Here is a 26790-nt window from a genome sequence, read left to right as displayed (position 1 = left end):
GAGCAGCCATTACGGCCGCCCGACCGTCGACACTAGACCGCCTCCGTAAGGACTACAAGTGGAACTGGCCTATTACTCGGACTACGCCGTGCGCCTGGTGAACACCGAGGAGCCGGCCCGTAACAAGGACTCCCTGACCTCGGTCGACGCGGTGCGTGAGCTCTTCGGCGACAACGCCTCGGCGGCCCGGCGCGCCACGGACGCCGATGTCACCCGTTTCCGCTCGGTAAGGGGCAGGCTGCGCGCCGTGTTCAGGGCCGCGGACGAGGGGGACGAGACCCTGGCCGTCGACCTGCTGAACTCACTGCTCCTGGAGTTCCCGGTCTCGCCGCAGATCTCGGGCCACGACCACCGGGACGACGACGACCGGCCGCTGTGGCACATGCATCTGGCCGACCACCCGTCCAACGCGACATCCGGCTACGCGGCCATCGCCTCGATGGGGCTGGCCTTCCATCTCACCGAGTACGGGGTGGACCGGCTCGGCCTGTGCGAGGCGGCGCCGTGCCGCAACGCGTATCTCGACACATCGACAAACCGATCCCGGCGCTACTGCTCGGACCGCTGCGCGACCCGCGCCAACGTGGCCGCCTACCGTGCGCGCAAGCGCCTGGAGACCGCACGGTCGGCCAGCACCGGACGCACCGCCGACGCCAGCCAGGAGAGCACCACACCGGCCGAGCGCTGACGGCCCCGGGTGATGGGCCGGTACCTGGCCCGTACCCGCCCGAGCAGCAGATCCTCGGGAACGGTGCCGAACGCGCGGCTGTCGACACCCTCGGAGTGCGCGTTGTCCCCCAGCACCCACCAGCCCCCCTCGCGCCGCTCGATCAGCCGCTTCACGATCAGCAGATCCTGCTGCAGCGGATGGCGGAGCACCGCCACATCACCCGGACGCAACTCGGCGCCGTAGTGCACCAGCAGCTGGTCACCGTGGAGCAGGGTGGGCATCATGGACGGCCCCTTCACCTCCGCCACACCCAACGGAGCTTGGCTCTCCCGCCCCTGATCCGTCATCCGGTACCTCCCGGTCCGATCGTCCACCAGTCCCATACTGACCCTGGACTTTTGTCCTAAGCCCCAGGGGGCACTCGCGAAATCGGGCCTCTCACGGAGTAATGTCCCACCCGAGAAGACGATCACGAGGAAGGACAGCTCCATGCTTTCCCGCCTGTTTGCCCCCAAGGTGCAGGTCAGCGCCCACTGCGACCTCCCCTGCGGCGTGTACGACCCGGCCCAGGCCCGTATCGAGGCCGAGTCCGTCAAGGCCGTCCAGGAGAAGTACCAGGCCAACGAGGACCCGCACTTCCGTGCCCGTGCCACGGTCATCAAGGAAGAGCGCGCGGAGCTCGCCAAGCACCACGTCTCGGTGCTCTGGAGCGACTACTTCAAGCCGCCGCACTTCGAGAAGTACCCCGAGCTCCACCAGCTCGTCAATGACACCCTCAAGGCGCTGTCGACGGCCAAGGGCTCGACGGACCCGGCCACGGGCCAGAAGGCCCTGGACTACATCGCCCAGATCGACAAGATCTTCTGGGAGACCAAGAAGGCTTGATCCCCGATCAAGCCGTTCGACCGGCGATCTCTTTGGTCGCCCGGTCTATTTGACCGCACCCGGTCCGCAGGCCGCCGAAGACGGCGGCCATGGCGGGCCGGGTGCGGTCTTTGCTGTTCGGTTCCGGGTGTCCGGTGCGGGGTACTTGCCTTCCGCTGCTGCATCGGAGATCCGTCCGGGCGGACGAATTCTCGTCAGAGTGACATCCTGGAGCCCAGCCATAGCAAGGGAGTTGGGCTCATGCAGTGGACCGTCCATGGCGAGCGGCAGATCTACAGCAACCCGTGGGTCAACCTATGGCTCGTGGACGTCCAGCAGCCCGATGGGCGGCGGTGGGAACACCATGTGGTCCGGATGCGGCACCTGGCTGTGGCGGCCGTGGTCGACGATCAGAAGCGCGTGCTGATGATGTGGCGGCACCGGTTCATCACCGACACCTGGGGCTGGGAACTCCCGATGGGCCTCATCGAAGCCGACGAGACCCCTGAGCAGGCTGCCGCCCGCGAGGTCGAGGAGGAGACCGGCTGGCGGGTGGAGGGCGTCAAACCGCTGGTTTACGCCCAGCCCGCGAATGGCATCACCGACTCCGAGCACTTCGTATTCCGCGCGGAGGCCGCCTCGTATGCGGGCCCGCCGACCGAGGTGAATGAGTCCGACCGGATCGAGTGGATCCCGATCTCGGAGATCCGGGGCATGATCGACCGCCGCGAGGTCGTCAGCAGTGGCAGCCTGGTCGGGCTGCTGTATCTGCTGCTGGACGAGGCGACCGGCAGCGCCTAGGAGGTCAGCCGAGGGTGTCGCGCATGCGTTGCTCGAAGGCGAGGACGGGGACCTCACGTGCGTACGGCAGCATTCGGCGGTGGAGTTCCTGGACGTGGCCGCTCACTCGTGGCGAGTCGATAGCTGCGGTGAGGTCGAGAGCGAGGCCGGCGCTGGCGCATGCCTCATCCAGTTTGCCCAGCTGGAGCTGGGTGCCGGCCAGCCAGTAGGCATCGGCAGCCACCATGCCGACTACTCACCAGGCACCCCCGACCTGGCCAAGGTCATCGACACACTCCGGGAACTCGCCTCCCCCCTGGCCGGACACCGAACTCCGCCATGCGGAATCCCGTGGATGTCACCCGGCCGACTGCGTGTTTGATGCGTGCCGCTGCCTGGCCGCTGCCGTAGGCGAGGGCTCGAGCGGCAGCGGCGCGAGTCCGTGCGCGGTGACGGGCGACGGCCCGTTCAGCGGTCTCGCCGGATGGTGCGGGCCTATCCCACGAGCACCCGGTCCACGTGGGGTGGAGAGCGCCCATCGCTTCACTCTCGCAGCCGGAAAGCGCGCTTCGCGGGGTGAACCAAACGCGTGTCGACCAGGGGTGACGTCACGGACATCGCGCGGCTGGGATCGGGGCCTTTGACCTGCGGCCCGTCAGCGATTGAAGGGGGCGCGTTCCGCGTCGAGGGCCGGTTCGTGGCAGCGTTCTGGCAGCCCGCCGGAGGAGGGTCGGGCTGCCAGAACGGCCGGCGTAGGGCTGGCAGGTGAGATGACCGCTGCACCACGCTGGCCTCGCCGTCGGCCAATGCTCGGCCAGGTCAGAGAAGACCGCTGAGCAGTCAGCCGAGCAGTCCGTTGCGGCGACCGTAGCCGTTTCCGTACCCGTCGCTGTAGCGGCCCTCCTCGTACCGGCGACTCGGACGAGCTTGCGCCTCGCGCGTTCACTTGTCGTTCGTCCCGCCCCGCGCAGCGCCCTCGATGGCGGCCCACCTACGTGAGGTGCTGCCCGTCGGCCAGCCCGTGGGGGCCAGGAGCAGGACGGTATAGAGCCGACCGGGGGAAATGGCCTTTACCTGTGCGTGTCGTGCTTGCGGCGCGGGATGTATAGACCCGGCCCTTCTCCTATGGGGAGGGCCGGTCGAAGAACAACCACACTGCTCGTCTGTGACGGGCTCACCTGAGAGTTGGCGCTGACCTGTGGATGGCCTCGTGTGCGCCTCGGGACTGCGCGTCACGGCGGGCGGCCGAGGCCCGGCGCGGCCGATCCCACTTCCTGTCCGGCACCTCGGAAATTCGGAGCCTTCAGCTGCCCATGACGGGTTCGCCGGAGCAGTCACAGTGGCGTCCGCCCCATCGGGTCGCCACTGGCCGGATCCCCGGAATGAACGGCCGGGCGCTGAGCCGATGGCACCGATCCGGCCCCGGGCATCTCATGTGCCGACTCTCCTCCCCCTCAACAAGCATGATCGACTGGAAGGGTTCCGCTGTGTTCGGGAAACAATATGTGCGTGAACTGATCACCCGCAGTGCCGAGAACGGCGTCGACCGCCGCCGGTTCATGAGGGGCGCGGGTGCGGCCGGGCTCGGTGTGGTCGGTGCCGGTCTCGTGGGTGCGGCCGCCACACCTGCCGCAGCAGCGGCCGTGTCCGACGGCCCGTCCGGAGGCGACTCCGGTGCGATCAGCGACGCGGCGATCCTCAACTTCGCGCTCAACCTGGAGTACCTGGAAGGCCAGTTCTACTCCTACGCGGTCAACGGGTACGGCCTCCCCGACGCCCTGACCACAGGCAAGGGCACCCGGGGCAGTGTCAGCGGCGGGCGCCAGGTCAAGTTCCGCTCTCGTTCGGTGCGCCAGTACGCCGAGGAGATAGCCCGCGACGAGCGGGAGCACGTCGCGTTCCTGCGCGGCGCACTCGGCTCGTCCGCCGTCGCCCAGCCGAAGATCGACATCCAGAGCAGCTTCACCGCTGCCGCCCGCGCCGCAGGACTCATCGGTCCGAACCAGACGTTCGACCCCTACGCCAACGACAACAACTTCCTGCTGGCGGCATTCATCTTCGAGGACGTCGGCGTCACCGCATACAAGGGCGCGGCCCCCCTCATCAGCAACAAGACCTACCTCGGCGCCGCAGCCGGCATCCTCGCCGTGGAGGCGTACCACGCCGCGAACATCCGGACGGCGTTGTTCGAGCGCGACCTCGCCACCGAGGCGGGCAAGATCTCGGACGCCCGGGACAGCCTCGACGGGCCGAGCGACGACGACCAGGGCATCGTGAAGAACGGCAAGGCCAACATCGTGCCCGCCGACAACAACGGTCTGGCCTTCGGCCGCAGCACCGAGCAGGTCCTCAACATCGTCTACCTCACGCCGAAGAAGGCCACCTCCGGAGGGTTCTTCCCCGCCGGAGTCAACGGTTCCATCCACACCAGTGGTGCGAACGACACCGGCCGAACCCCGGTCGGCGGCATGGCCACCGGTGGCGGCGGCACCCAGAACACCCAGAAGGCCGGCATGGTCGTCGGCGGAGCCACGCTCGCCGCCGCCACCGTGGCCGGAGCCGCCGCCATCACCCGCAGGAACAACCAGGCCGCCGATGCCTCTGCCGGCGCATCCAACGAATCGGACCACACGCCGGCTCCGTGACAGCCCTTCACCACTCGACAGCGACCGGGCGTTGCTCGCTGATCTGCGAGATCACCCTCAACGCTGCCGACTACTGACCCGACGCGCACCGTGCAGACGCACGAACCCATCTCCTGCGTCTGCGCGGTGCGCGGGTCGCCCACCTCAACCACGACTTCACAAAGGTCTGTTGAGGGACCAGGTCCCACCAGAACGTCGGATGGAGCAGCGGTGCAGGCAACGCAGTGGGCGATCACCCTGATGGAGCTGGGGCTGCTCGGTGGCACCGCCATGACCGTGTACCTGGAGGCATACAAACGCGTGGCCTTCGGCCTCGTCCCGGCCGGCTGCCGACGCCGCGTTGAAATGTGGCGCAGGCTGGCACCCCCTCTACGCGCAGCGTCAGTCTGCATACTCACGGCTGGGGCCCTGGCCTACCTGATCACCACGGTCAGCTGATCATGACCGGATCCCTTGTCACGAAAAACGACACTGCGCCGCCCTCGACTCCGGCGCTCGCGGCAGACCGGCTCCCGGAAACCACTCCTGTCCGGCCCACACCGACAGAGACCGGTGCGAGCCGTTCGCGGCGGCTGCGTGCCGCATGGTCGATGTTCGGCCCGGCCTTCGTTGCCGCTATCGCCTATGTCGATCCGGGAAATTTCGCCACCAATATCTACGCCGGTGCACACACGGGATATCAGCTGGTGTGGGTGGTGCTCGTGGCCAGCATCCTGGCGATGCCCATCCAGTACCTGTCAGCGAAAGTGGGGATCGTCACCGGGCGCACCCTGCCGGAGCTGTGCCACGAGCGGTATCCCCGCCCCGTGCTCTGGGCCATGTGGGCACAGGCAGAACTCGTCGCGATGGCCACCGACCTCGCCGAGTTCATCGGTGCGGCCATCGGCCTCAACCTGCTGTTCGGCGTCCCCCTCTTCGCTGCCGGACTCATCACAGCAGCGGCCGCCTTCCTCGTCCTCGCCCTCCAGACCCGCGGCTACCGCCCCTTCGAACGCGCCATCGCCTTCCTCTTCGTCATCGTCTGCGCGGGCTTCGCCTACGAGCTGTTCCGGATCGGCCCCGACACACGCGCCACCCTCGGCGGCCTGCTGCCCGACCTCAGCGGCCAGGGCACGGTCTACCTCGCCGCCGGAATCGTCGGCGCCACGGTCATGCCACACATCGTCTATCTCCACTCCGCCCTGACCAACCAGCGGATCAGCTGCGGCACGGACACGGAACACCGCACCGTGCTCCGCTACGAACGCTGCGACATCGCCCTCGCACTCGGCGCCGCCGGCGCCGTCAACCTCGTCATGCTCCTCATCGCAGCAAAGCTCTTCCACGGCACCCTCAGCCACGAGGTAGCCGGCATCGCCCAGGCGCACGCCGAGCTCTCGACGCTGGTCGGCGGCGGTGCCGCGCTGGCGTTCGCGGTCGCGCTCGTCGCCGCGGGCATCTCCTCCTCCAGCGTCGGCACCTACGCCGGACAGGTCATCATGTCCGGCTTCCTCGGCCTGCGCCTTCCGCTCTTCGCCCGGCGAGCCATCACCATGCTCCCGGCCCTGGCCGTCCTGCTCGCCGGAGCCGACCCCACCGCCGTCCTCGTACTGAGCCAGGTCATCCTCAGCCTCGGCATCCCCTTCGCCCTGGTCCCGCTCGTGCTCATCACACGCGACAAGACGATCATGGGAGGCTTCACCAACCCGTCCTGGCTCACCAAAGGCATGTGGGCGGCCACGGCCACCATCACCGCCCTGAACGCCACACTGCTCTACCAGCAATTCCTCGGCTGACCCTTCTGCCCACGTCTCCCGACGACTTCAGCTGACAGGGCCGGCGAACGGCAGGCGCCCCGGCAGCAACGCGCAACCGCCCACCTCACCTGCGACTGCGACCCATCGCCACTGGCCTCCCGCTCCCCTCCTACGGGCTGCGCTCACACCTCACTGAGACAAAGCCCGAACTACTGATTGGAGACCAAGAAGGCATGATCCTCGATCAAGCCGTTTCGACCGGCGATCTCTTTGGTGGTCCGGTCCACCCGACCGCACCCGGTCCGCAGGCCGCCTAACATGGCAGCCAGGGCGGGCCGGCTGCGGTCTTTCAGCACGACCTCCAGGCGGCGCCGTCTCCACGCGGCACGACATCCACGCCGCGCCGTCTCCGCCGCGCTCGCGTCCGGCCGCGTTCACCGGCCGGCGGCCAGTACGGCCGCGAGGCCCTCTTGCAGGTCGCTGACGAAAAATCCGGGGACCTCCAGCGACGGAAAGTGTCCCCCGGTTTCGGGTGTCCTCCACCGGACGATCTGCCGGTACCGCTCCTGGGCCCAGGGGAGTGGGCACTTCTCGATGTCGCGGGGATACATCGTGATTGCTGACGGGACGGCAACCCGGAGTTCCGGGTCGAGCGATTGGTGGCTTTCGTAGTAGATGCGGGCCGCCGATGCGCCGGTGCGCGTCAGCCAGTACAGGGTGACGTCATCGAGGACCCGGTCTCTGGAAATCGTCTCGAACGGGCTGTCCTCGGTGTCCGACCACTCGGCGAACTTGTCGAGGATCCAGGCGAGAAGCCCGACCGGTGAGTCGACGAGCGAGTAGCCGATGGTCTGCGGCCGGGTCGCCTGCTGCTTCGCGTACGCCGCGCGGTTGTGCCAGAAATCGCGGGTTTCCTCGGTCCACTCCCGCTCGACCGCGGTCAGCCCCTCCGTTGTCAGCCCGGGTGGTGCCTCCGCGAACGTGGTGTGGATGCCGAGAACGTGCGCCGGGAATCTGCCGCCGAGGACCGTGGTGATCACCCCTCCCCAATCGCCGCCGTGCGCCAGGAACTTGCCGTAGCCGAGCCTCCCCATCAGCTCCACCCAGGCGGCCGCGATCTTTTCGATTCCCCAGCCGGTGGTGGCCGGCTTGTCGCTGTAGCCGAAGCCGGGCAGCGACGGGACCACGACGTGGAACGCCGGAGCGTCCGCGTCTTCCGGATCCGCCAGCTCGTCCACCACGTCGGTGAACTCGGCGATGCTGCCCGGCCAGCCGTGGGTGAGGATCAGCGGGGTGGCGTCCGCGCGCGCGGACCGGCGGTGCAGGAAGTGGATTCCCAGGCCGTCGATGGTGGTGCGGAACTGGCCGATCCGGTTGAGGCGCGCCTCGAACGAACGCCAGTCGTACCCGGTGCGCCAGTAGTCCAGGACCGAAGTGAGGTCGGTGAGAGGAACGCCCTGCCCCCATCGGCGGGGGCCGGGTGCGGCGCGATGGACCGTCTCGGCCTCCGGCAGTCGTGCCGCGGCAAGTCGCGTGCGCAGATCGTCGAGGTCGGCGTCGGTTGCGTGGGTTTCACATGCTTGTACATCGCTGGTGCGGCGGGACATGACACCTCCTGGGCATCGTGGAACCGGCTGACGACCTATCGAGAACCGGCTAAGACGGTTCTAACAGGCGCACGAGCTGCGCCGCAACCGGCTAAGGTGGTTCCATGCCTGCTGGATTCCCTGACTTCCGCCTCGGCAGCGTGCTGGCGACCAGCTTCACCGGGACACTGTCGGAGCGTCATGGCGACGCCGTGGAGCGCATTCCCGCGCCGCACCGGCTCGTCGACTGGCTGGCGGTGAGCGGCCTCGCCGTGGACTCCTGCACCAGCGCCCAGCTCGACCTCGCCCGGGAGCTGCGGGAGTCGATCCACGCCGCCGCGACGGCGGCCGCGATCCAGGATCCTCTCCCCGCATCCGCCGTCCACGTCATCAATGACCGCAGCGCTCAGGGCCGGGCCGCGGCGTTCCTGACGCCCGAGGGCAAGCGGCAGTGGCGGCTCGGTTCGGCCTCCTGCATGGAGGACGCCCTCGGCGTGATCGCCGCCGACGCGATCGGCATCCTCGCGGGCGAACGGGACGGACGGCTGGCCCTGTGCGCATCACCGACCTGCCAGGCCGCCTTCTTCGACACCAGCCAGAGCCGCAGCCGCAAATGGTGTGACATGAATACGTGCGGGAATCGCCAGAAGAAGGCACGCTTCCATGCCAACCAGCGTAAGAATCCTGGATCAGCGGAGTGATCAGCGCCCTGATCGTCTCGGCCTGTGCTCTCCCGCCGGGCTCTATTCCGCCCCCCCGCTCCTCCAACCTCCCCCGCTCCTCCAACCTCCCCAGCAACTCCGTGACTTCCTCCGCGTACGGGGCGAGGCCCGCCTCCTCGTACGCCGTTCTGGCCTGCTCCCAGCGGGCGCGGGCCGTGTCCCGGTGGTTCATCGCCAGGGAGTTCAGGCCGAGATGGTGCAGGGTGCGCGCCCGGCCTACGGTGTGGCCGAGTGCGCGGTAGATGTCGAGCGCCTGGTGGTAGTGGTCGTCGGCCTGCGTGTGGTTGCCACGGTTCCGGGCGGTGGTAGCGAGGTTGTACAGGGTGTGGGCCACGGCCGTCTCGTCCCCGCCCGCCCGGAAGAGCGGCAGGGCGGCGCGGTAGTACGTCTCCGCCTCCGGGTAACGGCCGCTGCGGCGGGCTGCGGTGCCCATGCTGTGCAGGGTGGCGGCCTGACCGGAGCGGTCACCGATCCGCCGGTACGCCTCCAGGGCCTCGGCGAAGGTGTGCAGTGCGAGGTCGTAGTCCTGCATGTGCTTGAGGAAGTCGCCCTTGTTGTAAAGGGCTTGCGCCTCCTGGGCGCTGTCGGCGCCGTAGCACGCGAAGCCCACCGCCATCTCGCACGCCTCCAGACCGGCCGCCCAGTCCTGCTGGCGGCGGAGGAACCAGCTCACGTCGTGGGCCAGTGGCAGACCCGCCGCGTAACGGCCGTGCGTCTGGGCGAGATGCAGGGCTGTGCGGAGGTTCGTTCGCTCGGTGTCGAGCCACTGCTCGGACTCTTCGTCGTGCCGCCCCTCGCGCGCGGCCGCCACAATCCGCTCGGTGGCGTCCCGGGCGGCGTCGCGGTAGTGGGCGAGCAGCCGGTCGATCGCGGCCCCGGTGGCCTCCTCGTCGTCCCGTTCGCGGCGCAGCGCCTCCGCGTACAGCCGCAGCAGGTCGTGCAGGCGGAACCAGCCGCGCGGCTTGCCCGCCTCGACCATATGGGCCGCGCGCAGCGCGCTGAGCAGCTTGCGGGCCCGTGGGACGGGGAGCCCGGTGAGTGCGGCGGCGGCTTCCGTGCTCACCTGCTGGCCCAGGTTGAGGGAGAGCAGCCGGAAGGCGCGGGCCTCGTCGGGGCCGAGTCTCGCGTACGACAGGTCGAAGGCGGCGGTGACCGAACTGCCGCCGCCGTACGACAGTTCCTCCAGGCGGGTGGCGCGGTCGCGCAGGGCGGCGGTGAGTTCGCGGGCCGACTGGTCCGGGTCACCGGCCAGGATCGACGCCACGACGGCTACCGCCAGCGGAAGATGGCCACAGAGCCGGGCGAGGTCGCTCACGGCGTCCGGTTCGTCGTCGGCGCGGGTGTCGTCGGGGCGGCGTATGCGGAGCGTACGGGCTATCAGCGCGACGGCCTCGGACGGATCGAGGACACCGAGGTCGACGATTCGGGAACCGGGCAGATCGCCGAGGGTGTGACGGCTGGTCACCAGCGCCCGGTGCACGGAGGAGCCCGGCAGCAGGGGGCCGATCTGCCCGGTCGACGAGGCGTTGTCCAGCACCACGAGCAGCGCGCACCCCCGGGCGGCGAGCCCGGCCAGCTGGGAGTGGTAGAGCGAGAGGCGGCCCTGGGGCGTCGGGGGGAAGTGCTCGTCGGGGACGCCGAGGGCGCTGAGGAAGACGGAGAGCGCGACGTCGGTGGGCAGCCTGCGGTCGTCGTCGTAGCCCTGGAAGTTGGCGAAGAGCACACCGCCCGGGAACCGTCCCGCCTCCAGTGCGTCATGGGCGGCCCGCAGCGCCAGCGCCGTCTTGCCGACGCCCGCCGTGCCGACCAGGGTGGGCACCACGACCGGGGTCCCGTCGGAGCCTGAGCGCAGTGCGTCGGCCACGGTCCGCAGCGCCGCCTGTCTGCCGGTGAACTCCGGAGCGGCCGGAGGCAGCCCGGCCAGCGCGGTCGGCACCGGCGGCGTGAGGTTCAACTCCCCGACGTGACCGGCCTGGACGACCGTCCCGGATACGGTCCCGCTCAGGTCGTTGGACGACTGGTTCATCCTCTCTTTCTAGCGCACCTCTCTTCGGCGCAACCCCCGGTACGGGCAGGAGAGTTGACCGGCGGCAGAAGCAGAAGGACTCTTCCGGAACGAGTCTTCTGCTTCTACGGTGTCGCCATGGCCGAAGCACCGGACGCCGTCACCCCGAATCCCGTCTCACCGGACGCCGTCGAGCTAAGCCCCGTCCCATCGGACCCCCTCGCACCCGACCCCCGGCACGACATCACGCTCGACGCCGCCGCCCTGCGGGTCCTCGCCCATCCGGTGCGGCTGCGGCTGCTGAGCCGGCTGCGGCAGTACGGACCCGCCACCGCGCGCCAGCTCGCGGCGCACTTCGCGCTCGACCCGGGCTCGGCCAGCTACCATCTGCGCCGCCTCGCTGCGGGCGGGCTGATCGAGGAGGACTCCGGGCGTGGCACCCGCCGGGACCGCTGGTGGCAGGCGCGGCACCGGACCTCCTTCCACGATCCCGGCGCCGGCAGCCCGTCGGAGCGGGCGGAGAGCCGGGCGTACGCCCAGGCACTGCTGCTCGCCTACAGCGATCAGCTGCGCGAACTGGCGGGCAGGGTGCCGCTGCTGCCCGACGACTGGTACGCCGCCTCGGTCTTCAGCGATGTCACGGTGTACATCACGCCGGACGAACTGAACGCGATGAAGGCCGAGTTGGCGGAGGTGATCGGCCGCTACCGGGAGCGGGGAGCCCGCCGACCGCCGTACGGGGCCCCCAACGGATTGGGCGGCCCGGACGGCCCGGAGGACCCCGGCCTCGCGGTCGGCCCGGACGGAGCGAGCCGCACGGACGGGGCGAGCCGAGCGACACCCACCGACGCGCCCGCCCCCGTCTCGGTCCAGTTGCAGTCGTTCCCGCTGCTCGACGGTCGATGACCGCCGCCCACCGGGATGCCAACGTCCTGCGCTGGCTGGGCGCCTACACCGCGTCCGTGACCGGTGACGTGACCTACTTCCTCGCCCTGACCTGGGCGGCCACCCGGGCGGCGGGCCCCGCGCAGGCCGGTGCGGTACTGGCCGCCGGAGCCGTGCCCCGCGCTCTGCTGATACTCGGCGGAGGTGTGGTCGCCGACCGGTTCGGTGCGCGCCGCGTCGTCATCGGCAGCGATCTGGTGCGGTGCGTGGTCATCCTCACCGCCGCCGCGCTCACCTGGGCCGGGGGTACCCAGTTCTGGCTGCTCTACGCGCTGGCGGTCCTCTTCGGCGCCGTGGACGCGCTGTTCATGCCCGCTGTCGGGGCGCTGCCGCCACAGCTCACCGGCCCGGACCAGCTCGCCCGGGTGCAGGGCATGCGCACGCTGTCCGTACGGTTCAGCAACGCCGTGGGGCCGATGGCCGGTGCCCTGGTCCTCGCGGCGGGGGGCGCGGCCGGTGCCTTCGGGGTGTCGGGGGTGCTCTTCTGCGGGTCGCTGGTGCTGCTCAGCGCCATACGGTTGCGCGAGTCCGCCGACGTACCGGATGCACTGGATATACCGGATGTACCGGACGCACTGGAGCCGCCGGACATGCTGGAGTCGCCGGACGTACTGGAGGCGCCAGAAGCCGTACGCCGGGGCGCGGACGTGCCGGACTCGGCCGGCCGTACGACCGCCTCCCAGGACTTCCGGGCCGGTCTGCGCTACCTGCCAGTCCGAGACACCGCGGGTCGGGCCCCGTCCGCGCTACTCGGGTGCGGCCTGCCCCGGAACGCCCTGCTCCGGAACATCCCGCTTCGGAACATCCCGCTTCGGAACGCTCCGTTCAGGCATGCCCTGCCCGGGAACACCCTGCTCAGGAACGCTCCGGGCCGTGCCGCCCGGCTTCTCAGGGGCGGTGAGCAGCCCGTGTTCCGCGAAGACCTTCTTCGCCACGGCGGTGGCGTTGAGCGCCTTGGGCATCCCGCAGTAGACCGCCGAGTGCAGCAGCGCCTCGACTATCTCCTCCGCGCTGAGGCCGACGTTGAGTGCGGCGTTGATGTGGACGTCGAGCTGCGGTTCGCAGCCGCCGAGGGCCGTGAGCATGCCGAGCGTGACCAACTGGCGGTCGCGCAGGGCCAGCTGGGGCCTGGTGTAGATGTCGCCGAAGGCCCAGGCGACGATGTGATGCCCCAGGTCGGGCGAGATGTCGGCCAGGGAGTCGATGACCTGCCTGCCGCCCTCGCCGACGACCCGGTCGAGCATTCCCATCCCCCGCTGCAACCGGTCCTCCCGGGTCTCGGCTGCGGGGGACGGGAGTCCCGGGGTGGCCTCCGGTGCGTTCTCCGGGGTGGCCGGATCGGTCGGGGTGCTCATGGCTGCTCCGTTCCGGGCTGCCCGCCGGGTGGCGGGCAAGCCGTGCGAGGTGACCGTACGAGGTGGCCGTACGGCATGCCCGGTACGGGGTGGCCGTACCGGGTGCGCCGTAGCGGGTGGGTCGTCCGGGGTGTGCCGTTTCAGGTGGGTCGTCCGGGGTGTGCCGTACGGGGTCGCCGTACGGGCGGACCGTACAAGGTAGTTGAACATTCCCCGGTCGTGGAGAGACGGTAAGCGCCGGGGCGCCCGAGTGACCTCGGCGGGGCCGGGGCCGTGACTCCGCCGCCCGTAGAGTGCGGGAGTGAACAGGCGGTGGCGGGCGTGCGGTGCGGCGGTGGTGACGGTCGCCGCGTGGCTGGGCGTACGCGCCCTGGCGGGCGGGGTGTTCGCCAAGTACGCGGGCGACGCCCTCTACACGGTCCTGGTCTTCCTGGTGGTGCTGATCATCGCACCCCGGCTGCGGGCAGCCCCGGCCGCGGCCATCGCCCTGGCCTTCAGCTGGGCCGTGGAGTTCCTGCAGATCGCAGGGGTCCCGGCGGTGCTGCGGCCGGTGCTCGGCGCCACGTTCAACGCGCCGGATCTCTTCTGGTACGCGGTCGGGGCGGCACTCTGCTGGGCCGCGACCACCCGCCGGGCCCGGTAGCGACCGGGCGGCCCGCTGCCCGCCACCCGCCGCTTCGTGGCGCAGCGGTACGGGTCGGCCGGCCCGGTGTCAGCCGGCCCGGTGTCAGCCCGCCCGGTGTCAGCCGGCCCGGTGTCAGCCCGCCTGGTGGTGGGAGGCGAACAGCTCCAGCAGCCCCTTGGGTGCGTCGTCGCTGAAGCAGATGAGCAGGTTGGCGGCGGACTCGGCGGCCGCGGACTCGGCGCGCGGGAACATCGCCGCCTCGTACGCGTCCAGGGCGGCCTCGGTGTCACCCGGGTACGCGGCCAGCGCAAGCCCCAGCTCGGCCCCGTCGATCATGGCCAGGTTGGCGCCCTCACCGGCCAGCGGGGACATCAGATGTGCGGCATCACCCAGCAGGGTCACCCCCGGTACGCGGTCCCAGCGGTGGCCCACCGGCAGGGCGTGGACGAGGCGCGGCACCAGGGGCCCTTCGGCGTCGGCCACCAGCGCGCGCAGACTGTCGTCCCAGCCTTCGAACTGCTCCAGGACGGCGGCGCGGGCGCTCTCGGTACCGGTGAAGTCGACGGTGGAGATCCACTCCTGGGGGGCGGTGAGGGCGGCGTAGATGTGCAGGCTGCCGTCGGACTCGCGGTGGGCCAGGAAGCCCTTGCGCTCGCCGAGGGCGAAGAGCATGCCGCCTCCGACCACGGCGGCGGACTCCGGGTGACGGACGTCCGCGTCCGGCAGGTCGGCCTCCACCAGGCTGATGCCGGTGTACGCGGGAAGCGCGGCGGAGAGCAGCGGCCGGATCCTGGACCAGGCGCCGTCCGCCCCGACCAGCAGGTCGGCGGTGAAGGCGGTGCCGTCGGCGAGGGTCACCTCGTGGCGGCCGTCGGCCAGGGTGCGGGCGCCGGTGGCCTTGGCACCCCAGCGCACGGCGCCGGGCGGCAGCGAGTCCAGCAGCAGATCGCGCAGCCGGCCGCGGTCGACCTCGGGGCGTGTGTTGCCCCCGTGGTCGTCCTCCTCCTCCAGATGGACCGTGGCGTGCCGGTCGAGGATGCGCATGGCTTCGCCGCCGGGGAGCACCAGGGCGCGGAAGTCCTCAAGCAGTCCGGCGGCGCGCAGGGCCACCTGGCCGGAGTCCTCGTGGATGTCGAGCATGCCGCCCTGGCCGCGGACGTCACGGGAGGTCTCCAGGTCGTAGACGGCGGCCGGCACCCCGTTGACGTGCAGGACGCGGGCCAGGGTCAGGCCGCCCAGGCCGCCGCCGACGATCGCGACGGCGTGGTGCGGGGCGGGAGCGGGGGCGGTGACAGGGTTCATGGCGCTTCTCCTTCGGGGGCAGCGGTGTTGGGGGTGGGAGTGGCGGTGTGGTCGGGAGTGGCGGTGTGGTCGGGAGTGGCGGTGTGGACCACGCCGTTGATCAGTGTCCGGAAGCCCCAGGACAGGCGCTCGGCCGGTGCGCCCGACATCAGCCGGGCACCCAGGGCCGCGATCCGCGGATGCGTGCGCGCATCGGCGGTGTGTACGGCGTGGCTCAGCGCGTCCCACTCGTCCTGGGCATCGACGGCCTGTTCGCGGGCCGAGTGCTCGGCGGCGGTCGCGGTGGCGTACTGCATGAGTACGTCGACCCCCCAGGCCGCCTGCCCGTCCGGCACGCCCCCCTCGTGCAGGAAGCGCAGCAGCGACTCGATGAGGTTCAGGTAGTGGGGACCGCTGGGGCGCGCCACCAGTGCGGAGCGCGCCAGCCCGGGATGGGCGAACAGGACCAGTGAGTACGCGGTGAGCAGCTCTTCCAGCCGTTCACGCCACGGCCCGTCTGCTGGTGCGGGCAGGGTGCCGAGAAGTTCGTCGAGGATTGCCGCGTGCAGCTCTGCGGTGTTGCTGACGTAGACGTACAGCGAGGCCGGACCGGTGTCCAGGTCCTGCGCCAGGCGACGCATGGTGACCTTTTCCAGACCGTCGGCCCGCATGATCCCCATGGCGGTGGCCACGATGCCGTCCCTCGTCAGAGCCGGTTTCGCGGGCCGGTCACGGCGGCTGCGGGGTGTGGAGCGAGGGTGCATGACCCCACCGTAACGAACATGTTCGTTCAGAACAAGTACGTCACGAACGCGTTCGTGACGGAGCTGTTCGTTACGGAGTCGTTCGTCACGGAGCCGTTCGTCACGCTCCCCCCTCCGGAGAGGGCCTCACAGAGCCTCGCGCACAAGTGTCAGCACCGCTTCGTCCGAGAGGCCCAGCCCCTTCGCCTCCGTCACGAACTCCCCGACCCGGACGAGCAGTCGGGCCCGCGCCTGGGAGGACCCGTCGACGACCACCGCGCCCCTCCCCCGGCGCAGTTCGATCAGGCCCTCCTCGCGCAGCCGCTGGTAACCGCGGAGCACCGTATGGACGTTGACACCCAGCGACTCCGCGAGGACGCGGGCGGCGGGCAGCCGCTCACCCGTCTCCACCCGGCCGTCCGCGACGGCGCCCCGGACGCAGGCAGCGATCTGGTCCCCGAGCGGGGTCGCCGACGACGGGTCGATCCGGAAGAGCATCAGCGACCCGCCTTTCGTTCGGCCAGGGTGTTGAGCAGGGCGGCGGCATCGGCCGAACCGTCGACGGTGACGGCGAACTCCCGGCCGTTCCTGCGCCGGACCACGATGGCCTCCCCCGAGCGGAGGATGAGCCCGGAACGGCCCGCCCGGAACCGGTACCCCCAGCCGCCGAAGTCCTTCAGCGCGTTGACCTCACGGCTGGCAGCCCACTCGACCTCGTCCAGCGGCACCCGGATACGCGGCCAGGGCAGCCGGCCCGTCGAGACGGTCAGTCCCCTGCGGTCCACAGTGACGTACGGCCTGGCGAAGAGCATCAGCACCAGTCCGATCGCGACGGGGGCCACCGCGTGCCGCCAGCCCGCGACGGCCGGCACGAGGGCTCCGGTGACCGCGACGCCCGCCGTGAGCACCAGCAGCGGGCGGGCACCCGTGTGGCGCGCCCAGCCCGCGGTCTCACCGGCCGCGAGATCGATCCGCTCGACGGACCCCTCGGCGGACGGTGGCAGCACGGACGGTGCGAAGCGGGCCGCCCACCAGCCGATCCCACCCGCCACGGCCGCCACCCCGACGGCGACGACGGCCCGGCCGAAGGTGAACTCGACCGGGGTGTGCAGGTTGGCGTACAGAACCACGGCCATCACCGCGCCGACGAAACCGGCGAGCGCCCAGCCCGTGACGATCAGGCCCCGGGCACCGCGGGCGATCAGTACCCAGAGCAGGCCCAGGCCGACCAGGAGGGCGGTGGTGGCCAGGACGTACTCCAAGTGGCCCGCGGTGTCGTCCGGGCGACCGTCGTTGCCGAAGTGGCTGGCCAGGCGGTGCGGCAGCCGGGCCCGGAGGTGAATGAAGGCCGCCAGGTCGACGGCGTAGGCAAGCAGGAAGGGCAGCCCGGCGACTGCCACCCGCCGCATACGGGCGCTCGCCGGAGCTCCCCTCGCCGAACCCTCCGTGGCACTCCCCATGCTTCCCCCTCTTCCTCTTCTTTCCCCTCTTGTTTGCATCCAAGTAGAACAATGAGCGGGTAGAGCGTCAAGCCCGGATCCGGGTACGTGGTCCGGGTGAGAGCCCGGACCACGTAACGCGGGTGGGTATCCGGCTACGTGATCCGAGTGGGGATCCAGTACGTGGGCTGCCCGGCCGGAGCCGGGCGGCGAGCGGCTGCGCAGCTATCCGGCTGTACGGCTACACCAACTACGACGGCCACACAGCCACACAGCCACACAGCTACACAGCTACGGAGAAGGGTGCCTGGAGGGTGGCTCCCGGCGGGAGTTGCTCCTGGATCAGCGCGACGGCCGCGCCGAAGTCGCCCTGGTCGTTGCCCGATACATAGCTCGTCCCGCCGTAGTGCAGCGTGACGCCGAGATCGGTGGCCGGGCGGCGCAGGGCCAGCAGGCAGCTCAACGTGGCCTGTTGGGCCGTGCTGTCACCGGCAACGACCGGGAGCGGCATGTCCCACTCCAGGACACAGTCGCCCAACGGCCCGGCTCCTTCCGGTGCGTCGCCCACCGGCGTGAACGAGTCGAACGAAGCTCCGGCATAGTCGACTCCCCTGATCCGGGTGCGGAGTTGACGCTCTACTGCGCTGATCACTAGGGCATCTGATCCATGGCTGTCCCGGTACCAGCCGGCCCATGACTGTGGTGTCATGAGCGCGACTGTAGCGCCGCCACCAGCCCGGCGTCACCAAGAGTGATGCGGTCCGGAATGACGGGTTCCTGGTCCGGTTCGCCTCGGGCGCCCGTTTCCTGACGCTCCGACAGAACTCTCACGGGTCCACCAGCGCCACCCGGCGAGCGCACGTACGGGCACCCGTACGAGTGACCGTCCGGGCGGGCGACTCAGCCACACGGCTCAGGCGGGCCGCTCAGCCGCGCGGTTCGCGCCACATCGGCCACATCCGCGGGCCGTCGGGCAACTGGACCGCGGTGCCCATGAACACGAACCCCAGCCGCTCGTACAACGCGCGGCTACGCTCGTTGCTCGCCTCCAGATAGGCCGGAACCCCTTCCCGGTCGCAGCGCTCCAGCACCGGGGCCATCAGCGCGGTACCCAGCCCCTCACCCTGCCGCTCCGGCTTCACACCGATCATGAGCAGATAGGCGTGCGCCCGGTCGTGCGGATGGATCTCGCCCATCAACCTGCCCACCAGCTCGGCCCGTTCGTTCTCCGGATCGGCGGTCTCCCGCATCCGGGCCGGTGTGTCGTCCTCCTCCTCCGGCACACCGGCCGGGATGTCGAGCCAGAGGGCCATCGCCGTATGGTCCTCGGCGAGATCGACGCGGCCGTCGGCGAGGGCCACATCGATGAAGACCCCGAGGAACTTCCCGTGCACCTTCCGGCGGTGCGCCTCATCGGGGAACACCCAGCTGCTCACCGGGTCCTGCATGAAGGACTCGTCAAGAAGCCGCACGAGCACCTCACGGTCGGCCTCGCCCGCCTGTCGTATCGCCACACCCATGGTCCGGTCCCTCTTCTCTCGCCGTTCACGTCGCTCGTACGGGTCGACGGGTGGTTGCACCACCGACAACTCGCTGACGTGATCCTAGAGTTGACGTGACCCGGGAGTCGCGTGACCCAGGAGTCGGCGTGCTCCGGGAGCCGGCGTAACCCAGGAGTCGGCGGGCTCCGGGAGCCGGCGTGACCCAGGAGTCGGCGGGTCCGGCCATGGGCGGTTACGGCTCAGCGGCTGCGCCGCGTCACATACTCCGCCAGGGAGAGCAGACCTCCCGCCGCCGCCAGGTCGGGGACCGCACGGGAGAGATGGCCGACGGCCCGGGCCATCCGGTCGGCCGCCTCGGCCTGCGCCCAGTCCCGGCCGCCGGCCCGGTCGACCGCGTCGGCGGCCCGCCGGATGCCGTCCGCGTCGAGAGGGCCGCGGTACAGCTCCGCGAGTTCCGCCGCGGCCCCGGTGCCCGAGCCCAGTGCGGCCACCACCGGAAGCGACTTCTTGTGGGCCGCGAGATCCGCACCGGCCGGCTTGCCGGTGTGGGACGGCTCGCCCCAGATGCCGATCAGGTCGTCGATCAGCTGGAAGGCGAGCCCGGCCTCCCGGCCGAACGCGTCCATCGCCGCCGCCTCTTCGGGCCCGGCGCCCGCGTACAGCGCGCCCATCGAGCAGGCGCAGCCGAGCAGTGCCCCGGTCTTGGCCTCGGCCATGGTCAGGCATTCGGCCAGCGAGACCTCCGCACGGGCCTCGAAGGCGCAGTCCGCCTGCTGTCCCGCGCAGAGCTCGATGACACAGGCGGTGAGCCGGGCGGCCGCCGCCTTCGCGGCGGGGTGGGGGTCGTCCGTGAGCAGCCGCAGGGCCAGCGCCTGCATCGCGTCCCCGGTGATGATCGCGTCCGGTATGCCGAAGACGGTCCAGGCCGTCGCCCGGTGCCTCCGGGTGGCGTCCCGGTCGATGACGTCGTCGTGCAGCAGCGTGAAGTTGTGCACCAGCTCCACGGCGGTGGCCGCTCTTACCGCCCCCTGCATGTCCCCGTCCAGCGCCTGGACCGCGGCGAGGACGAGCGCGGGCCTGATCGCCTTTCCCGCCTGTTCCGCGGCCGGTGAGCCGTCCGGCTGCTCCCAGCCGAAGTGGTACATCCCGATGTTCCGCATGGGTCCCGGCAGGGACTCCAGTGCGGAGCGGAGCTCCGGGTCCACGGCGGCACGGGTGCGTTCCAGGAGCGCCGCGGCCTCGTGCCCCTCGGTCGCGGCGTCCGTTCTGGTCATGGTCATGGTCACTTCCTCTACGGCGGGCGTACGGCGTGATCGCCATGGATGCCGCGGGCGCGCCGGCACCGGGCGGCGGGCCGGCCGCCGCCCGCGCCGGCCCGTCCGGGGCCCCGCCTCACCGCCAGCGGCTGACTTCGACGTTCTCAAGCACGCCGAGCGCGTCCGGCACCAGGACCGCCGCGGAGTAGTAGGCCGTCACCAGGTAGGAGATGATCGCCTTCTCGTCGATCCCCATGAAGCGGACCGAGAGGCTCGGCTCGATCTCGTCGGGGATGCCGCTCTGCTGCAGCCCGATGACGCCCTGGTCCGCCTCGCCGGTCCTCATGCAGATGATCGACGTGGTGCGGGCGTCGCTGACCGGGATCTTGCTGCACGGGAAGATCGGCACCCCGCGCCATGCGGGCACATGGTGGCCGTCGACATCGACGCTCTCCGGTACCAGACCACGCCTGTTGCACTCGCGTCCGAACGCGGCGATGGCCTTGGGATGGGCGAGGAAGAGCTTCGATCCGCGCCGCCGCGACAGCAGTTCGTCCATGTCGTCCGGGCTGGGCACTCCGTCGTGCGGCTGCAGCCGCTGGCCGTAGTCACAGTTGTGGAGCAGGCCGAACTCGCGGTTGTTGACCAGCTCGTGCTCCTGGCGCTCGCGCAGCGCCTCGACGGTCAGCCGCAACTGGTGCTCGGTCTGGTTCATCGGCTGGTTGTAGAGGTCGGCGACCCTGCTGTGGACCTTCAGGACGGTCTGCGCGACGCTCAGTTCGTACTCGCGGGGGGAGCCCTCGTAATCGACGTAGGTGTTCGGTACGAGCGCCTCGCCGATATGGCCGGCGGAGAGGTCGATCGCCGCTTCGCCATAGCTGTTGGTGCGCTGCGCGGGGAGCGAGACCAGACCCGCGAGATGGGCGCGCAGCGAATCGGCGCGCTCCGCGAGGTTCAGCACATCCGCCCTGGTCAGCTCCAGTGCGACACATGCGGTGTCGGCGCGGGCCGTGTAGTTCCAGGTGGCGCCCTCCTCCAGGAGCGCCTGGTCGCCGAAGTACGCCCCGTCGGCCAGCGAGCCGAGCACGGTCTCGTCCCCGTAGGGTCCCGTGCCGATCTTCTGCACCCGGCCGTGGGCCAGCAGGAAGACCCGGTCCGCCACGTCGCCCCTGGCGGCCAGCACCTCCCCGGCCGCGAACTCCCGCTGGGTGCAGCGCTGCGCCAGCTCGGCCAGGGCCGCCTCGTCCTCGTACGCCCGCAGGGCGGGCAGTTCACCGAGCTCGGCCGGGATGACCTCCACCCGGTCACCGGTCTGCACGAACGTCACGCGGCCGTCCCCGACCGAGTAGCTCAGCCGCCGGTTCACCCGGTACGTACCACCCTGCACCTGGACCCAGGGGAGCATCTTCAGCAGCCACCGTGAGGTGATCTCCTGCATCTGCGGTGCGGACTTGGTGGTCGTCGCGAGGTTCCGCGCAGCTGCCGTGCCCAGACTCTGCTGCGGCGTTGCCTGCGTGTCGCGAACCTCTTCACCAACGGACATCTGGCGTCCTCTCGATCATCGGCTGACGTGCATGAGGAGCCTTTCAGCGGAGACCGGCGGCGCGCCATTACACAAAAGAGTGTGACTAATAGGGCTTTGAGCGGGGCACGTTGCCGTTCACGGTCCGGATCGGCCCCGGACCGGTCATAAGTTGCATCTTTTATGCAAGTTATTTAGCGTGACGCCCATGCGGCTCACCAGATTCACCGACGTGGCGCTGCGCGTCCTCATGCGCCTCGCCGTCACGGAGGAGGGCGAGGCGCCGGCCACCAAGGAGGTCGCCGCGGCCATGCGGGTGCCGTACAGCCATACGGCGAAGACCGTCGCCCGACTCCAGCACCTCGGCCTGGTCGAGGCGCGCCGTGGCCGCGGCGGCGGACTCAGCCTCACCGGCGCCGGCCGCTCCGCTTCCATCGGCGGACTGGTCCGCGAACTCGAAGGCCCCGGCGATGTCGTGGAGTGCGAGGGCGCCACCCCGTGCCCGCTCCGCTCGGCCTGTCTGCTGCGCGGCGCCCTGCACCGGGCACAGGAGGCGTTCTACGCATCGCTGGACCCGGTCACCGTCACCGACCTGGTCGCATCACCGACCGGACCGCTGCTGCTCGGCATAGGCAACCGCCCCGACGACGGCTGATCCGGGACCCCACGCACCCCGGCGCTCCCCCGCACACTCGCTCACGCAACTCCCACCACTCCCGCAACTCCCGCAACTCCCACACCCTGCACCCCCCCTCGCACCGCATCCGGGCACCGGCCCGCGCGGCCACTCGCGACATCGAGGCCGCACCCACACCACCCAACGCCGCCCGACCCCACCCACAGTCGCCCGCAACCACCCCCGGCCATAAATACGCATCCCGCATACCAATTCAAGAGCCAGGAGTCACCGATGCTCAGCGACCAGTCGACCGCCACCGTCCGAGCCACCCTGCCCGCCGTCGGCGCGGCCATCGATGACATCGCCGGCCTCTTCTACCGCAACCTCTTCGACGCCCACCCGGAGCTGCTGCGCGACCTCTTCAACCGTGGCAACCAGGCATCCGGCACCCAACAGCAGGCGCTCGCGGGCGCCGTCGCCGCCTTCGCGGCCCAGTTGGTGGAGCACCCGGACATCCGTCCCGACGTCATGCTCGGCCGGATCGCCCACCGGCACGCCTCGCTCGGGATCACGCCCGCCCAGTACGCCGTCGTGCACACCCATCTCTTCGCCGCCATCGCCGACGTACTGGGCGACGCGGTCACCCCGGAGGTCGCCGCCGCCTGGGACGAGGTCTACTGGCTGATGGCCAACGCGCTGATCGCGCTGGAGGCCCGGCTGTACGCGGAGCGCGAGGTCGCGGCGGGCGATGTGTGGCGCACCTGGGACGTGGTGTCCAGGACCGAGGAGACCGCCGACACGGTGACCTTCCGGCTCCGGCCCGCCGACGGCTCACCCGCCCCGGACTTCCGGCCCGGCCAGTACGTCTCCGTCCAGGTCCCGCTCCCCGACGGGTCCCGCCAGATCCGGCAGTACAGTCTCTCCGGCGCCCCCGGCGGCCGGCTCCACTCGATCACCGTGAAGCACGTGCGGGACGGCGCCGCCCCGGACGGCGAGGTCTCGCACCACCTCCACACCCGGGTACGGACCGGCGACCGGCTCCGGGTCTCCCTCCCGTACGGCGATCTCGTCATCGGCCCCGGCGCCGCGGACGCCCCGCTCCTGCTGGCGTCGGCCGGGATCGGCTGCACTCCGGTGCTGGCGATGCTGGAACACCTGGCGGCGACCGGGCACCCGGCTCCGGTCACCGTCGTGCACGGCGACCGTTCCCCCGCCGACCACGCCCTGCGCGCCGAACAGGCCCTCCTCACCGAGAAGCTGCCCGGCGCCACCGAGCACTTCTGGTACGAGCAGCCCGGCCCCGGCCATCCGGCGGACCGCACCGGGCTGGTGGACCTGGGCGGGCTGGATCTCGCGCCGGGGACCCATGCGTACCTCTGTGGGCCGCTGCCCTTCATGCGCTCCGTACGCACCCAGCTGCTGGCGGCCGGGGTGCGGCCCGCCGACATCCACTACGAGGTGTTCGGCCCCGACCTCTGGCTCGCCGCAGGCTGACGGACGGGCCGGGCTGACGGACGGGCCGAGCGGACGGGCGGGCCGACAAGCGGACGGCTGCCGAACGGGCGGCCACCGGGCCGGCGGGCCGACGTACGGACGTACGGGCCGCCCCGCGTCGCGGATGCCGGGGGCGGACAATGACCCCATGCCCCCTGGAGCCCACGGCCCCTCCCCCGCCCCCGGAGGGCCGCAGTCACTGCGGCCGCTGCTGCCGTCGCCGCTCGAACCGCTCGACGACGCCCGCTTCGCCCGCCACGGCGTACAGCTGCTGCTCAAACGCGACGATCTGATCCACCCGGATCTGCCGGGCAACAAATGGCGGAAACTCGCGCCCAATCTGACGGCGGCGGCCGGGCGGACCGTGCTGACATTCGGCGGCGCGTACTCCAACCATCTGCGGGCCACCGCCGCCGCGGGCCGGCTGCTCGGCTTCCCGACGATCGGAGTCGTACGCGGGGACGAGCTGGCCCACCGCCCGCTCAACCCCTCGCTCGCCCGGTGCGCCGCCGGCGGTATGCGGCTGTACTTCGTGGACCGCGGGGCCTACCGCGCCAAGGCGGTCCCGGCCGGTCTCGACACCACCGGGATGTACGTCGTCCCCGAGGGCGGCAGCAACACCGAGGCCGTCCACGGCTGCGCCGCGCTCGGCCGGGAGCTGCGGGGGCTCGCCGACACCGTCGCCGTGGCCGTCGGCACCGGCGGCACGCTCGCCGGCCTGGCGGCCGGTCTCACCGCGGACCAGCGCGCCCTCGGCTTCCCCGTCCTGAAGGGCGGCTTCCTCACCGCCGGGGTCACCGCACTCCAGCAGGCCGCCTTCGGGGCCAGGATCGGTGACTGGCGGCTCGACGACCGGTTCCACTTCGGCGGATACGCCCGCACGACACCCGGGCTCGAAGCCTTCGCCGCCGGATTCGAGGAGCTGCACCAGGTCCCCGTCGAGCGGATCTACGTGGCCAAGATGCTGTACGGACTGACCGAACTGGCCGCCGAAGGCGCCTTCCCGCCGGGCACCCGGATCGCCGCCGTCATCACCGGCCGGCCCGACTCCTCCTCACGGTAATCAGCCTCGCGGTAGTCAGCCCGACTCCTCCTCGCGGTAGGCCGCCGCCTCCTCCAGGTCGAGCCTGCGGAGCAGCGTCCTGAGGAGTTCGTCGTCGATGCGCCGCCGGTCGCGCAGCTCGACGAAGACCTCCCGCTCGGCGCCGATCATCGTCCTGGCGAGCCGCCGGTAGGTGTCGTCGGCGCTCTCACCGGTGCGTTCGTTGACCGTGCCGAGCCGTTCCCAGACCGCGTTCCTGCGCCGTGCCATCACGGCGCGCAACCGGTCGGCGAGCGGTTCCGGAAGGCTGTTGTCCTCGTCGGCGAGCATCGCGTCCAGCAGGTTCTCCGCCGCCTGCGACGCGTCGTTCTGCGCCTGGGCCTCGGCGAGCGTCTCGGCATGGACGTCACGGCCCGGGATCTTCAGCAGCCTGATCAGCGGCGGCAGGGAAAGACCCTGCACGACCAGGGTGGCGATCACCGTCGTAAAGGTCAGGAAGAGCACCAGGTTCCTGGCGGGGAACGGTGCGCCGTGCGCGGTCAGCGGGATCGAGAAGGCGATGGCGAGCGAGACAACCCCGCGCATTCCGGCCCAGCCGACGACCACCGGCGCGGTCCAGTCCGTATCGGGTTCGCGTTCCCTGATCCTGCGGGAGATCACGCGCGGCAGGAAAGTGGCCGGAAAGACCCAGACGAAACGCACCACCACGACGATCACGAATACGACCGCCGCATACCAGGCGGCCTCTCCTCCCCCGTAAGTGCCAAGCCCTCTGAGCACAAAGGGCAATTGCAGTCCGATCAGCGCGAAGACCGTCGATTCGAGAATGAAGGAGACCATTTTCCAGACGGCCTCCTCCTGGAGCCGGGTGGCGAAGTCGACCTGCCAGGAACGGTGTCCGAGATAGAGCGCGACGACCACCACGGCGAGCACCCCCGACGCGTGTACCCGCTCGGCCGCCGCATAGGCCACGAAGGGAATGAGCAGCGAGAGGGTGTTCTGCAGCAGCGCCTCCCTGAGATGGGTGCGCAGCCAGTGCAGCGGCACCATCAGGACCAGGCCGACCCCGATTCCGCCGACCGACGCCAGGGCGAATTCCCCGAGCCCGCCGGCCCAGGAGACCCCGGCGCCGACCGCGGCGGCGAGAGCCACCTTGTAGGCGGTGATCGCGGTCGCGTCGTTGACCAGCGACTCGCCCTGGAGGACCGTCGTGAGCCGGGAGGGCAGCCCGAGACGCCGGGCGATGGCCGTGGCCGCCACCGCGTCCGGCGGGGCGATCACCGCACCCAGCACCAGGGCCGCGGTGAGCGGCAGGTCCGGCACGATCAGATAGGCGAGCCAGCCCACCGCGACGGTCGCGAAGAGCACATAGCCGACCGAGAGCAGTGCGACGGGCCGCAGATTGGCGCGCAGATCCAGGTACGAGGAGTCGACGGCCGCCGTGTAGAGCAGCGGCGGCAGCACGAGCGGCAGGACGACTCCGGGATCCAGCGTGTACTCGGGCACCCCCGGCAGATACGCGGCGCCCAGCCCGACCGCGACCAGGAGCAGCGGCGCCGCCACCGGCGTCCGGCGCGCGACACCGGCCACGGCTGCGCTGCCCGCCACCAGTGCCACCAGCGGCAATGCGTCCATGGGTCTCCCCGCCCTCGGTCCCGGTCCGTCGTAACCTGGCAATCATGAGCGAGTGCCAGCATGTTGCAGAACTGCCGCGCCCCGAGCCGGCCCCGTTGAGCGACACCTGCCCCGAGTGCCTGGCCATCGGGAGCCACCCGGTACAGCTGCGCCTCTGCCTGGTGTGCGGGCATGTGGGCTGCTGCGACTCGTCCCCGTACCAGCACGCCACCGGACACTTCAAGGAGACCGGGCACGCGGTGATGCGGAGTTTCGAGCCGGGAGAGAGCTGGCGGTGGTGCTTTGTCGACGGTTCGATCGTCTGAGCTCTGGGTACGTCAACCG

The 26790-nt window shown here is 70.7% G+C and carries 25 protein-coding genes and 3 pseudogenes; 14 read left to right on the top strand and 14 right to left on the bottom strand.

Annotated features, from left to right (window positions below; all coding sequences use genetic code 11):
- Positions 1 to 58: 58 nt before the first annotated feature.
- Positions 59 to 688: a CGNR zinc finger domain-containing protein gene (locus ACWGKJ_RS03710; RefSeq protein ID WP_385016479.1), complete on the top strand. Its 630-nt coding sequence runs from the start codon at positions 59 to 61 to the stop codon at positions 686 to 688.
- Here the strand turns inward: ACWGKJ_RS03710 and sodX are convergent.
- On the bottom strand, positions 592 to 1017 hold the full coding sequence (gene sodX / locus ACWGKJ_RS03705) for a nickel-type superoxide dismutase maturation protease (protein WP_385016477.1): 426 nt from the start codon (positions 1015 to 1017) through the stop codon (positions 592 to 594). The two genes, ACWGKJ_RS03710 and sodX, sit on opposite strands and share 97 nt — an antisense overlap.
- Before the next feature lie 142 nt (positions 1018 to 1159).
- Between sodX and sodN the strand changes: the two genes are divergently transcribed.
- Together sodN and ACWGKJ_RS03695 are read left to right on the top strand one after the other, a co-directional pair.
- Entirely contained in the window at positions 1160 to 1555 is a 396-nt protein-coding gene (gene sodN, locus ACWGKJ_RS03700; RefSeq protein ID WP_385016473.1) for a superoxide dismutase, Ni, read from the top strand.
- A 240-nt stretch (positions 1556 to 1795) separates the two neighbouring features.
- Entirely contained in the window at positions 1796 to 2335 is a 540-nt protein-coding gene (locus ACWGKJ_RS03695; RefSeq protein WP_385030269.1) for an NUDIX hydrolase, read from the top strand.
- A gap of 4 nt (positions 2336 to 2339) precedes the next feature.
- Here the strand turns inward: ACWGKJ_RS03695 and ACWGKJ_RS03690 are convergent, their stop codons facing one another.
- Positions 2340 to 2561, bottom strand: coding sequence for a hypothetical protein (locus ACWGKJ_RS03690; protein ID WP_385030266.1), 222 nt, complete (start codon positions 2559 to 2561; stop codon positions 2340 to 2342).
- Between the two features lie 1240 nt (positions 2562 to 3801).
- Between ACWGKJ_RS03690 and ACWGKJ_RS03685 the strand changes: the two genes are divergently transcribed.
- The 3 genes from ACWGKJ_RS03685 to ACWGKJ_RS03675 all read left to right on the top strand — a co-directional run bounded on the left by ACWGKJ_RS03685 (position 3802) and on the right by ACWGKJ_RS03675 (position 6734).
- A complete protein-coding gene (locus ACWGKJ_RS03685) occupies positions 3802 to 4959 on the top strand; it encodes a ferritin-like domain-containing protein (protein ID WP_453315664.1) in 1158 nt (385 codons plus the stop codon).
- Positions 4960 to 5169: 210 nt separating this feature from the next.
- A complete protein-coding gene (locus ACWGKJ_RS03680; RefSeq protein WP_385030260.1) occupies positions 5170 to 5397 on the top strand; it encodes a hypothetical protein in 228 nt (75 codons plus the stop codon).
- A 2-nt stretch (positions 5398 to 5399) separates the two neighbouring features.
- Entirely contained in the window at positions 5400 to 6734 is a 1335-nt protein-coding gene (locus ACWGKJ_RS03675) for an Nramp family divalent metal transporter (protein WP_385030257.1), read from the top strand.
- A gap of 395 nt (positions 6735 to 7129) precedes the next feature.
- Here the strand turns inward: ACWGKJ_RS03675 and ACWGKJ_RS03670 are convergent, their stop codons facing one another.
- On the bottom strand, positions 7130 to 8302 hold the full coding sequence (locus ACWGKJ_RS03670; RefSeq protein WP_385030254.1) for an epoxide hydrolase family protein: 1173 nt from the start codon (positions 8300 to 8302) through the stop codon (positions 7130 to 7132).
- A gap of 104 nt (positions 8303 to 8406) precedes the next feature.
- On the opposite strand from ACWGKJ_RS03670, the gene ACWGKJ_RS03665 reads away from it, so the two are divergent.
- Positions 8407 to 8982, top strand: a complete 576-nt coding sequence (locus ACWGKJ_RS03665; RefSeq protein ID WP_385030251.1) for a CGNR zinc finger domain-containing protein — start codon at positions 8407 to 8409, stop codon at positions 8980 to 8982.
- Between the two features lie 145 nt (positions 8983 to 9127).
- Here ACWGKJ_RS03665 and ACWGKJ_RS03660 read toward each other — a convergent pair.
- Positions 9128 to 9619, bottom strand: a pseudogene (locus tag ACWGKJ_RS03660) (tetratricopeptide repeat protein); the annotation flags it as partial.
- A gap of 1527 nt (positions 9620 to 11146) precedes the next feature.
- On the opposite strand from ACWGKJ_RS03660, the gene ACWGKJ_RS03655 reads away from it, so the two are divergent.
- Both ACWGKJ_RS03655 and ACWGKJ_RS03650 read left to right on the top strand, forming a co-directional pair.
- Positions 11147 to 11914, top strand: coding sequence for a winged helix-turn-helix domain-containing protein (locus tag ACWGKJ_RS03655; RefSeq protein ID WP_385030248.1), 768 nt, complete (start codon positions 11147 to 11149; stop codon positions 11912 to 11914).
- Positions 11911 to 12495 (top strand): annotated as a pseudogene (locus tag ACWGKJ_RS03650) (MFS transporter); the annotation flags it as partial. The gene ACWGKJ_RS03655 and the pseudogene ACWGKJ_RS03650, both read left to right, overlap by 4 nt.
- A 339-nt stretch (positions 12496 to 12834) precedes the next feature.
- Here ACWGKJ_RS03650 and ACWGKJ_RS03645 read toward each other — a convergent pair.
- A pseudogene (locus ACWGKJ_RS03645) lies at positions 12835 to 13203 on the bottom strand (carboxymuconolactone decarboxylase family protein); the annotation flags it as partial.
- Between the two features lie 406 nt (positions 13204 to 13609).
- Between ACWGKJ_RS03645 and ACWGKJ_RS03640 the strand changes: the two are divergent.
- Positions 13610 to 13951, top strand: a complete 342-nt coding sequence (locus tag ACWGKJ_RS03640; RefSeq protein WP_385030245.1) for a DUF2809 domain-containing protein — start codon at positions 13610 to 13612, stop codon at positions 13949 to 13951.
- A 114-nt stretch (positions 13952 to 14065) separates the two neighbouring features.
- Here the strand turns inward: ACWGKJ_RS03640 and ACWGKJ_RS03635 are convergent, their stop codons facing one another.
- The 8 genes from ACWGKJ_RS03635 to ACWGKJ_RS03600 all read right to left on the bottom strand — a co-directional run bounded on the left by ACWGKJ_RS03635 (position 14066) and on the right by ACWGKJ_RS03600 (position 21697).
- Entirely contained in the window at positions 14066 to 15235 is a 1170-nt protein-coding gene (locus ACWGKJ_RS03635; RefSeq protein WP_385030242.1) for an FAD-dependent oxidoreductase, read from the bottom strand.
- Positions 15232 to 15978, bottom strand: a complete 747-nt coding sequence (locus ACWGKJ_RS03630; RefSeq protein WP_385030239.1) for a TetR/AcrR family transcriptional regulator C-terminal domain-containing protein — start codon at positions 15976 to 15978, stop codon at positions 15232 to 15234. The genes ACWGKJ_RS03635 and ACWGKJ_RS03630 overlap by 4 nt, the downstream gene beginning before the upstream one ends.
- Positions 15979 to 16104: 126 nt before the next feature.
- On the bottom strand, positions 16105 to 16455 hold the full coding sequence (locus ACWGKJ_RS03625) for a GntR family transcriptional regulator (RefSeq protein ID WP_385030236.1): 351 nt from the start codon (positions 16453 to 16455) through the stop codon (positions 16105 to 16107).
- Entirely contained in the window at positions 16455 to 17417 is a 963-nt protein-coding gene (locus ACWGKJ_RS03620; RefSeq protein ID WP_385030233.1) for a DUF1648 domain-containing protein, read from the bottom strand. Before ACWGKJ_RS03620 ends, ACWGKJ_RS03625 begins: the two co-directional genes overlap by 1 nt.
- 262 nt (positions 17418 to 17679) lie before the next feature.
- Positions 17680 to 18105 (bottom strand): DUF6304 family protein, encoded by a 426-nt coding sequence (locus ACWGKJ_RS03615; RefSeq protein WP_385030230.1) that lies wholly within the window; start codon positions 18103 to 18105, stop codon positions 17680 to 17682.
- Between the two features lie 217 nt (positions 18106 to 18322).
- The gene (locus ACWGKJ_RS03610; RefSeq protein ID WP_385030227.1) at positions 18323 to 18916 is read right to left on the bottom strand and encodes a GNAT family N-acetyltransferase; all 594 of its coding nucleotides are present in this window, start codon (positions 18914 to 18916) and stop codon (positions 18323 to 18325) included.
- A gap of 221 nt (positions 18917 to 19137) precedes the next feature.
- Positions 19138 to 20178, bottom strand: coding sequence for a family 2 encapsulin nanocompartment cargo protein polyprenyl transferase (locus tag ACWGKJ_RS03605; protein WP_385030224.1), 1041 nt, complete (start codon positions 20176 to 20178; stop codon positions 19138 to 19140).
- A 112-nt stretch (positions 20179 to 20290) separates the two neighbouring features.
- Complete coding sequence (locus ACWGKJ_RS03600) at positions 20291 to 21697, bottom strand: family 2B encapsulin nanocompartment shell protein (protein ID WP_385030221.1); 1407 nt, start codon at positions 21695 to 21697, stop codon at positions 20291 to 20293.
- 187 nt (positions 21698 to 21884) lie between these two features.
- On the opposite strand from ACWGKJ_RS03600, the gene ACWGKJ_RS03595 reads away from it, so the two are divergent.
- The 3 genes from ACWGKJ_RS03595 (at position 21885) to ACWGKJ_RS03585 (ending at position 24852) form a co-directional block, all read left to right on the top strand.
- Positions 21885 to 22331: an RrF2 family transcriptional regulator gene (locus ACWGKJ_RS03595; RefSeq protein WP_385030218.1), complete on the top strand. Its 447-nt coding sequence runs from the start codon at positions 21885 to 21887 to the stop codon at positions 22329 to 22331.
- A gap of 255 nt (positions 22332 to 22586) precedes the next feature.
- Positions 22587 to 23789 (top strand): globin domain-containing protein, encoded by a 1203-nt coding sequence (locus ACWGKJ_RS03590; protein ID WP_385030215.1) that lies wholly within the window; start codon positions 22587 to 22589, stop codon positions 23787 to 23789.
- 148 nt (positions 23790 to 23937) lie between these two features.
- On the top strand, positions 23938 to 24852 hold the full coding sequence (locus tag ACWGKJ_RS03585; protein ID WP_385030211.1) for a 1-aminocyclopropane-1-carboxylate deaminase/D-cysteine desulfhydrase: 915 nt from the start codon (positions 23938 to 23940) through the stop codon (positions 24850 to 24852).
- A 15-nt stretch (positions 24853 to 24867) separates the two neighbouring features.
- Here ACWGKJ_RS03585 and ACWGKJ_RS03580 read toward each other — a convergent pair whose 3' ends face one another.
- Positions 24868 to 26466: a Na+/H+ antiporter gene (locus ACWGKJ_RS03580; protein ID WP_385030208.1), complete on the bottom strand. Its 1599-nt coding sequence runs from the start codon at positions 26464 to 26466 to the stop codon at positions 24868 to 24870.
- A 44-nt stretch (positions 26467 to 26510) separates the two neighbouring features.
- Here ACWGKJ_RS03580 and ACWGKJ_RS03575 point away from each other — a divergent pair, with 44 nt between their 5' ends.
- On the top strand, positions 26511 to 26771 hold the full coding sequence (locus tag ACWGKJ_RS03575) for a UBP-type zinc finger domain-containing protein (protein ID WP_385030205.1): 261 nt from the start codon (positions 26511 to 26513) through the stop codon (positions 26769 to 26771).
- The last annotated feature ends 19 nt before the right edge of the window (positions 26772 to 26790 follow it).

It is taken from the genome of Streptomyces sp. NPDC054757, from assembly GCF_053612185.1.
Note: the sequence above shows the minus strand (reverse complement) of the source record. Positions and strands in the feature narration are given on the sequence as shown.

Excerpts from the sequence above, each read along its gene's own strand:
- sodX (WP_385016477.1), bottom strand. The coding sequence starts at position 1,017 with ATGACGGATCAGGGGCGGGAGAGCCAAGCTCCGTTGGGTGTGGCGGAG.
- sodN (WP_385016473.1), top strand. The coding sequence starts at position 1,160 with ATGCTTTCCCGCCTGTTTGCCCCCAAGGTGCAGGTCAGCGCCCACTGC.
- ACWGKJ_RS03695 (WP_385030269.1), top strand. The coding sequence starts at position 1,796 with ATGCAGTGGACCGTCCATGGCGAGCGGCAGATCTACAGCAACCCGTGG.
- ACWGKJ_RS03690 (WP_385030266.1), bottom strand. The coding sequence starts at position 2,561 with ATGGTGGCTGCCGATGCCTACTGGCTGGCCGGCACCCAGCTCCAGCTG.
- ACWGKJ_RS03675 (WP_385030257.1), top strand. The coding sequence starts at position 5,400 with ATGACCGGATCCCTTGTCACGAAAAACGACACTGCGCCGCCCTCGACT.
- ACWGKJ_RS03670 (WP_385030254.1), bottom strand. The coding sequence starts at position 8,302 with ATGTCCCGCCGCACCAGCGATGTACAAGCATGTGAAACCCACGCAACC.
- ACWGKJ_RS03665 (WP_385030251.1), top strand. The coding sequence starts at position 8,407 with ATGCCTGCTGGATTCCCTGACTTCCGCCTCGGCAGCGTGCTGGCGACC.
- ACWGKJ_RS03655 (WP_385030248.1), top strand. The coding sequence starts at position 11,147 with ATGGCCGAAGCACCGGACGCCGTCACCCCGAATCCCGTCTCACCGGAC.
- ACWGKJ_RS03635 (WP_385030242.1), bottom strand. The coding sequence starts at position 15,235 with ATGAACCCTGTCACCGCCCCCGCTCCCGCCCCGCACCACGCCGTCGCG.
- ACWGKJ_RS03630 (WP_385030239.1), bottom strand. The coding sequence starts at position 15,978 with ATGCACCCTCGCTCCACACCCCGCAGCCGCCGTGACCGGCCCGCGAAA.
- ACWGKJ_RS03625 (WP_385030236.1), bottom strand. The coding sequence starts at position 16,455 with ATGCTCTTCCGGATCGACCCGTCGTCGGCGACCCCGCTCGGGGACCAG.
- ACWGKJ_RS03620 (WP_385030233.1), bottom strand. The coding sequence starts at position 17,417 with ATGGGGAGTGCCACGGAGGGTTCGGCGAGGGGAGCTCCGGCGAGCGCC.
- ACWGKJ_RS03615 (WP_385030230.1), bottom strand. The coding sequence starts at position 18,105 with ATGACACCACAGTCATGGGCCGGCTGGTACCGGGACAGCCATGGATCA.
- ACWGKJ_RS03610 (WP_385030227.1), bottom strand. The coding sequence starts at position 18,916 with ATGGGTGTGGCGATACGACAGGCGGGCGAGGCCGACCGTGAGGTGCTC.
- ACWGKJ_RS03605 (WP_385030224.1), bottom strand. The coding sequence starts at position 20,178 with ATGACCATGACCAGAACGGACGCCGCGACCGAGGGGCACGAGGCCGCG.
- ACWGKJ_RS03600 (WP_385030221.1), bottom strand. The coding sequence starts at position 21,697 with ATGTCCGTTGGTGAAGAGGTTCGCGACACGCAGGCAACGCCGCAGCAG.
- ACWGKJ_RS03595 (WP_385030218.1), top strand. The coding sequence starts at position 21,885 with ATGCGGCTCACCAGATTCACCGACGTGGCGCTGCGCGTCCTCATGCGC.
- ACWGKJ_RS03590 (WP_385030215.1), top strand. The coding sequence starts at position 22,587 with ATGCTCAGCGACCAGTCGACCGCCACCGTCCGAGCCACCCTGCCCGCC.
- ACWGKJ_RS03585 (WP_385030211.1), top strand. The coding sequence starts at position 23,938 with ATGCCCCCTGGAGCCCACGGCCCCTCCCCCGCCCCCGGAGGGCCGCAG.
- ACWGKJ_RS03580 (WP_385030208.1), bottom strand. The coding sequence starts at position 26,466 with ATGGACGCATTGCCGCTGGTGGCACTGGTGGCGGGCAGCGCAGCCGTG.
- ACWGKJ_RS03575 (WP_385030205.1), top strand. The coding sequence starts at position 26,511 with ATGAGCGAGTGCCAGCATGTTGCAGAACTGCCGCGCCCCGAGCCGGCC.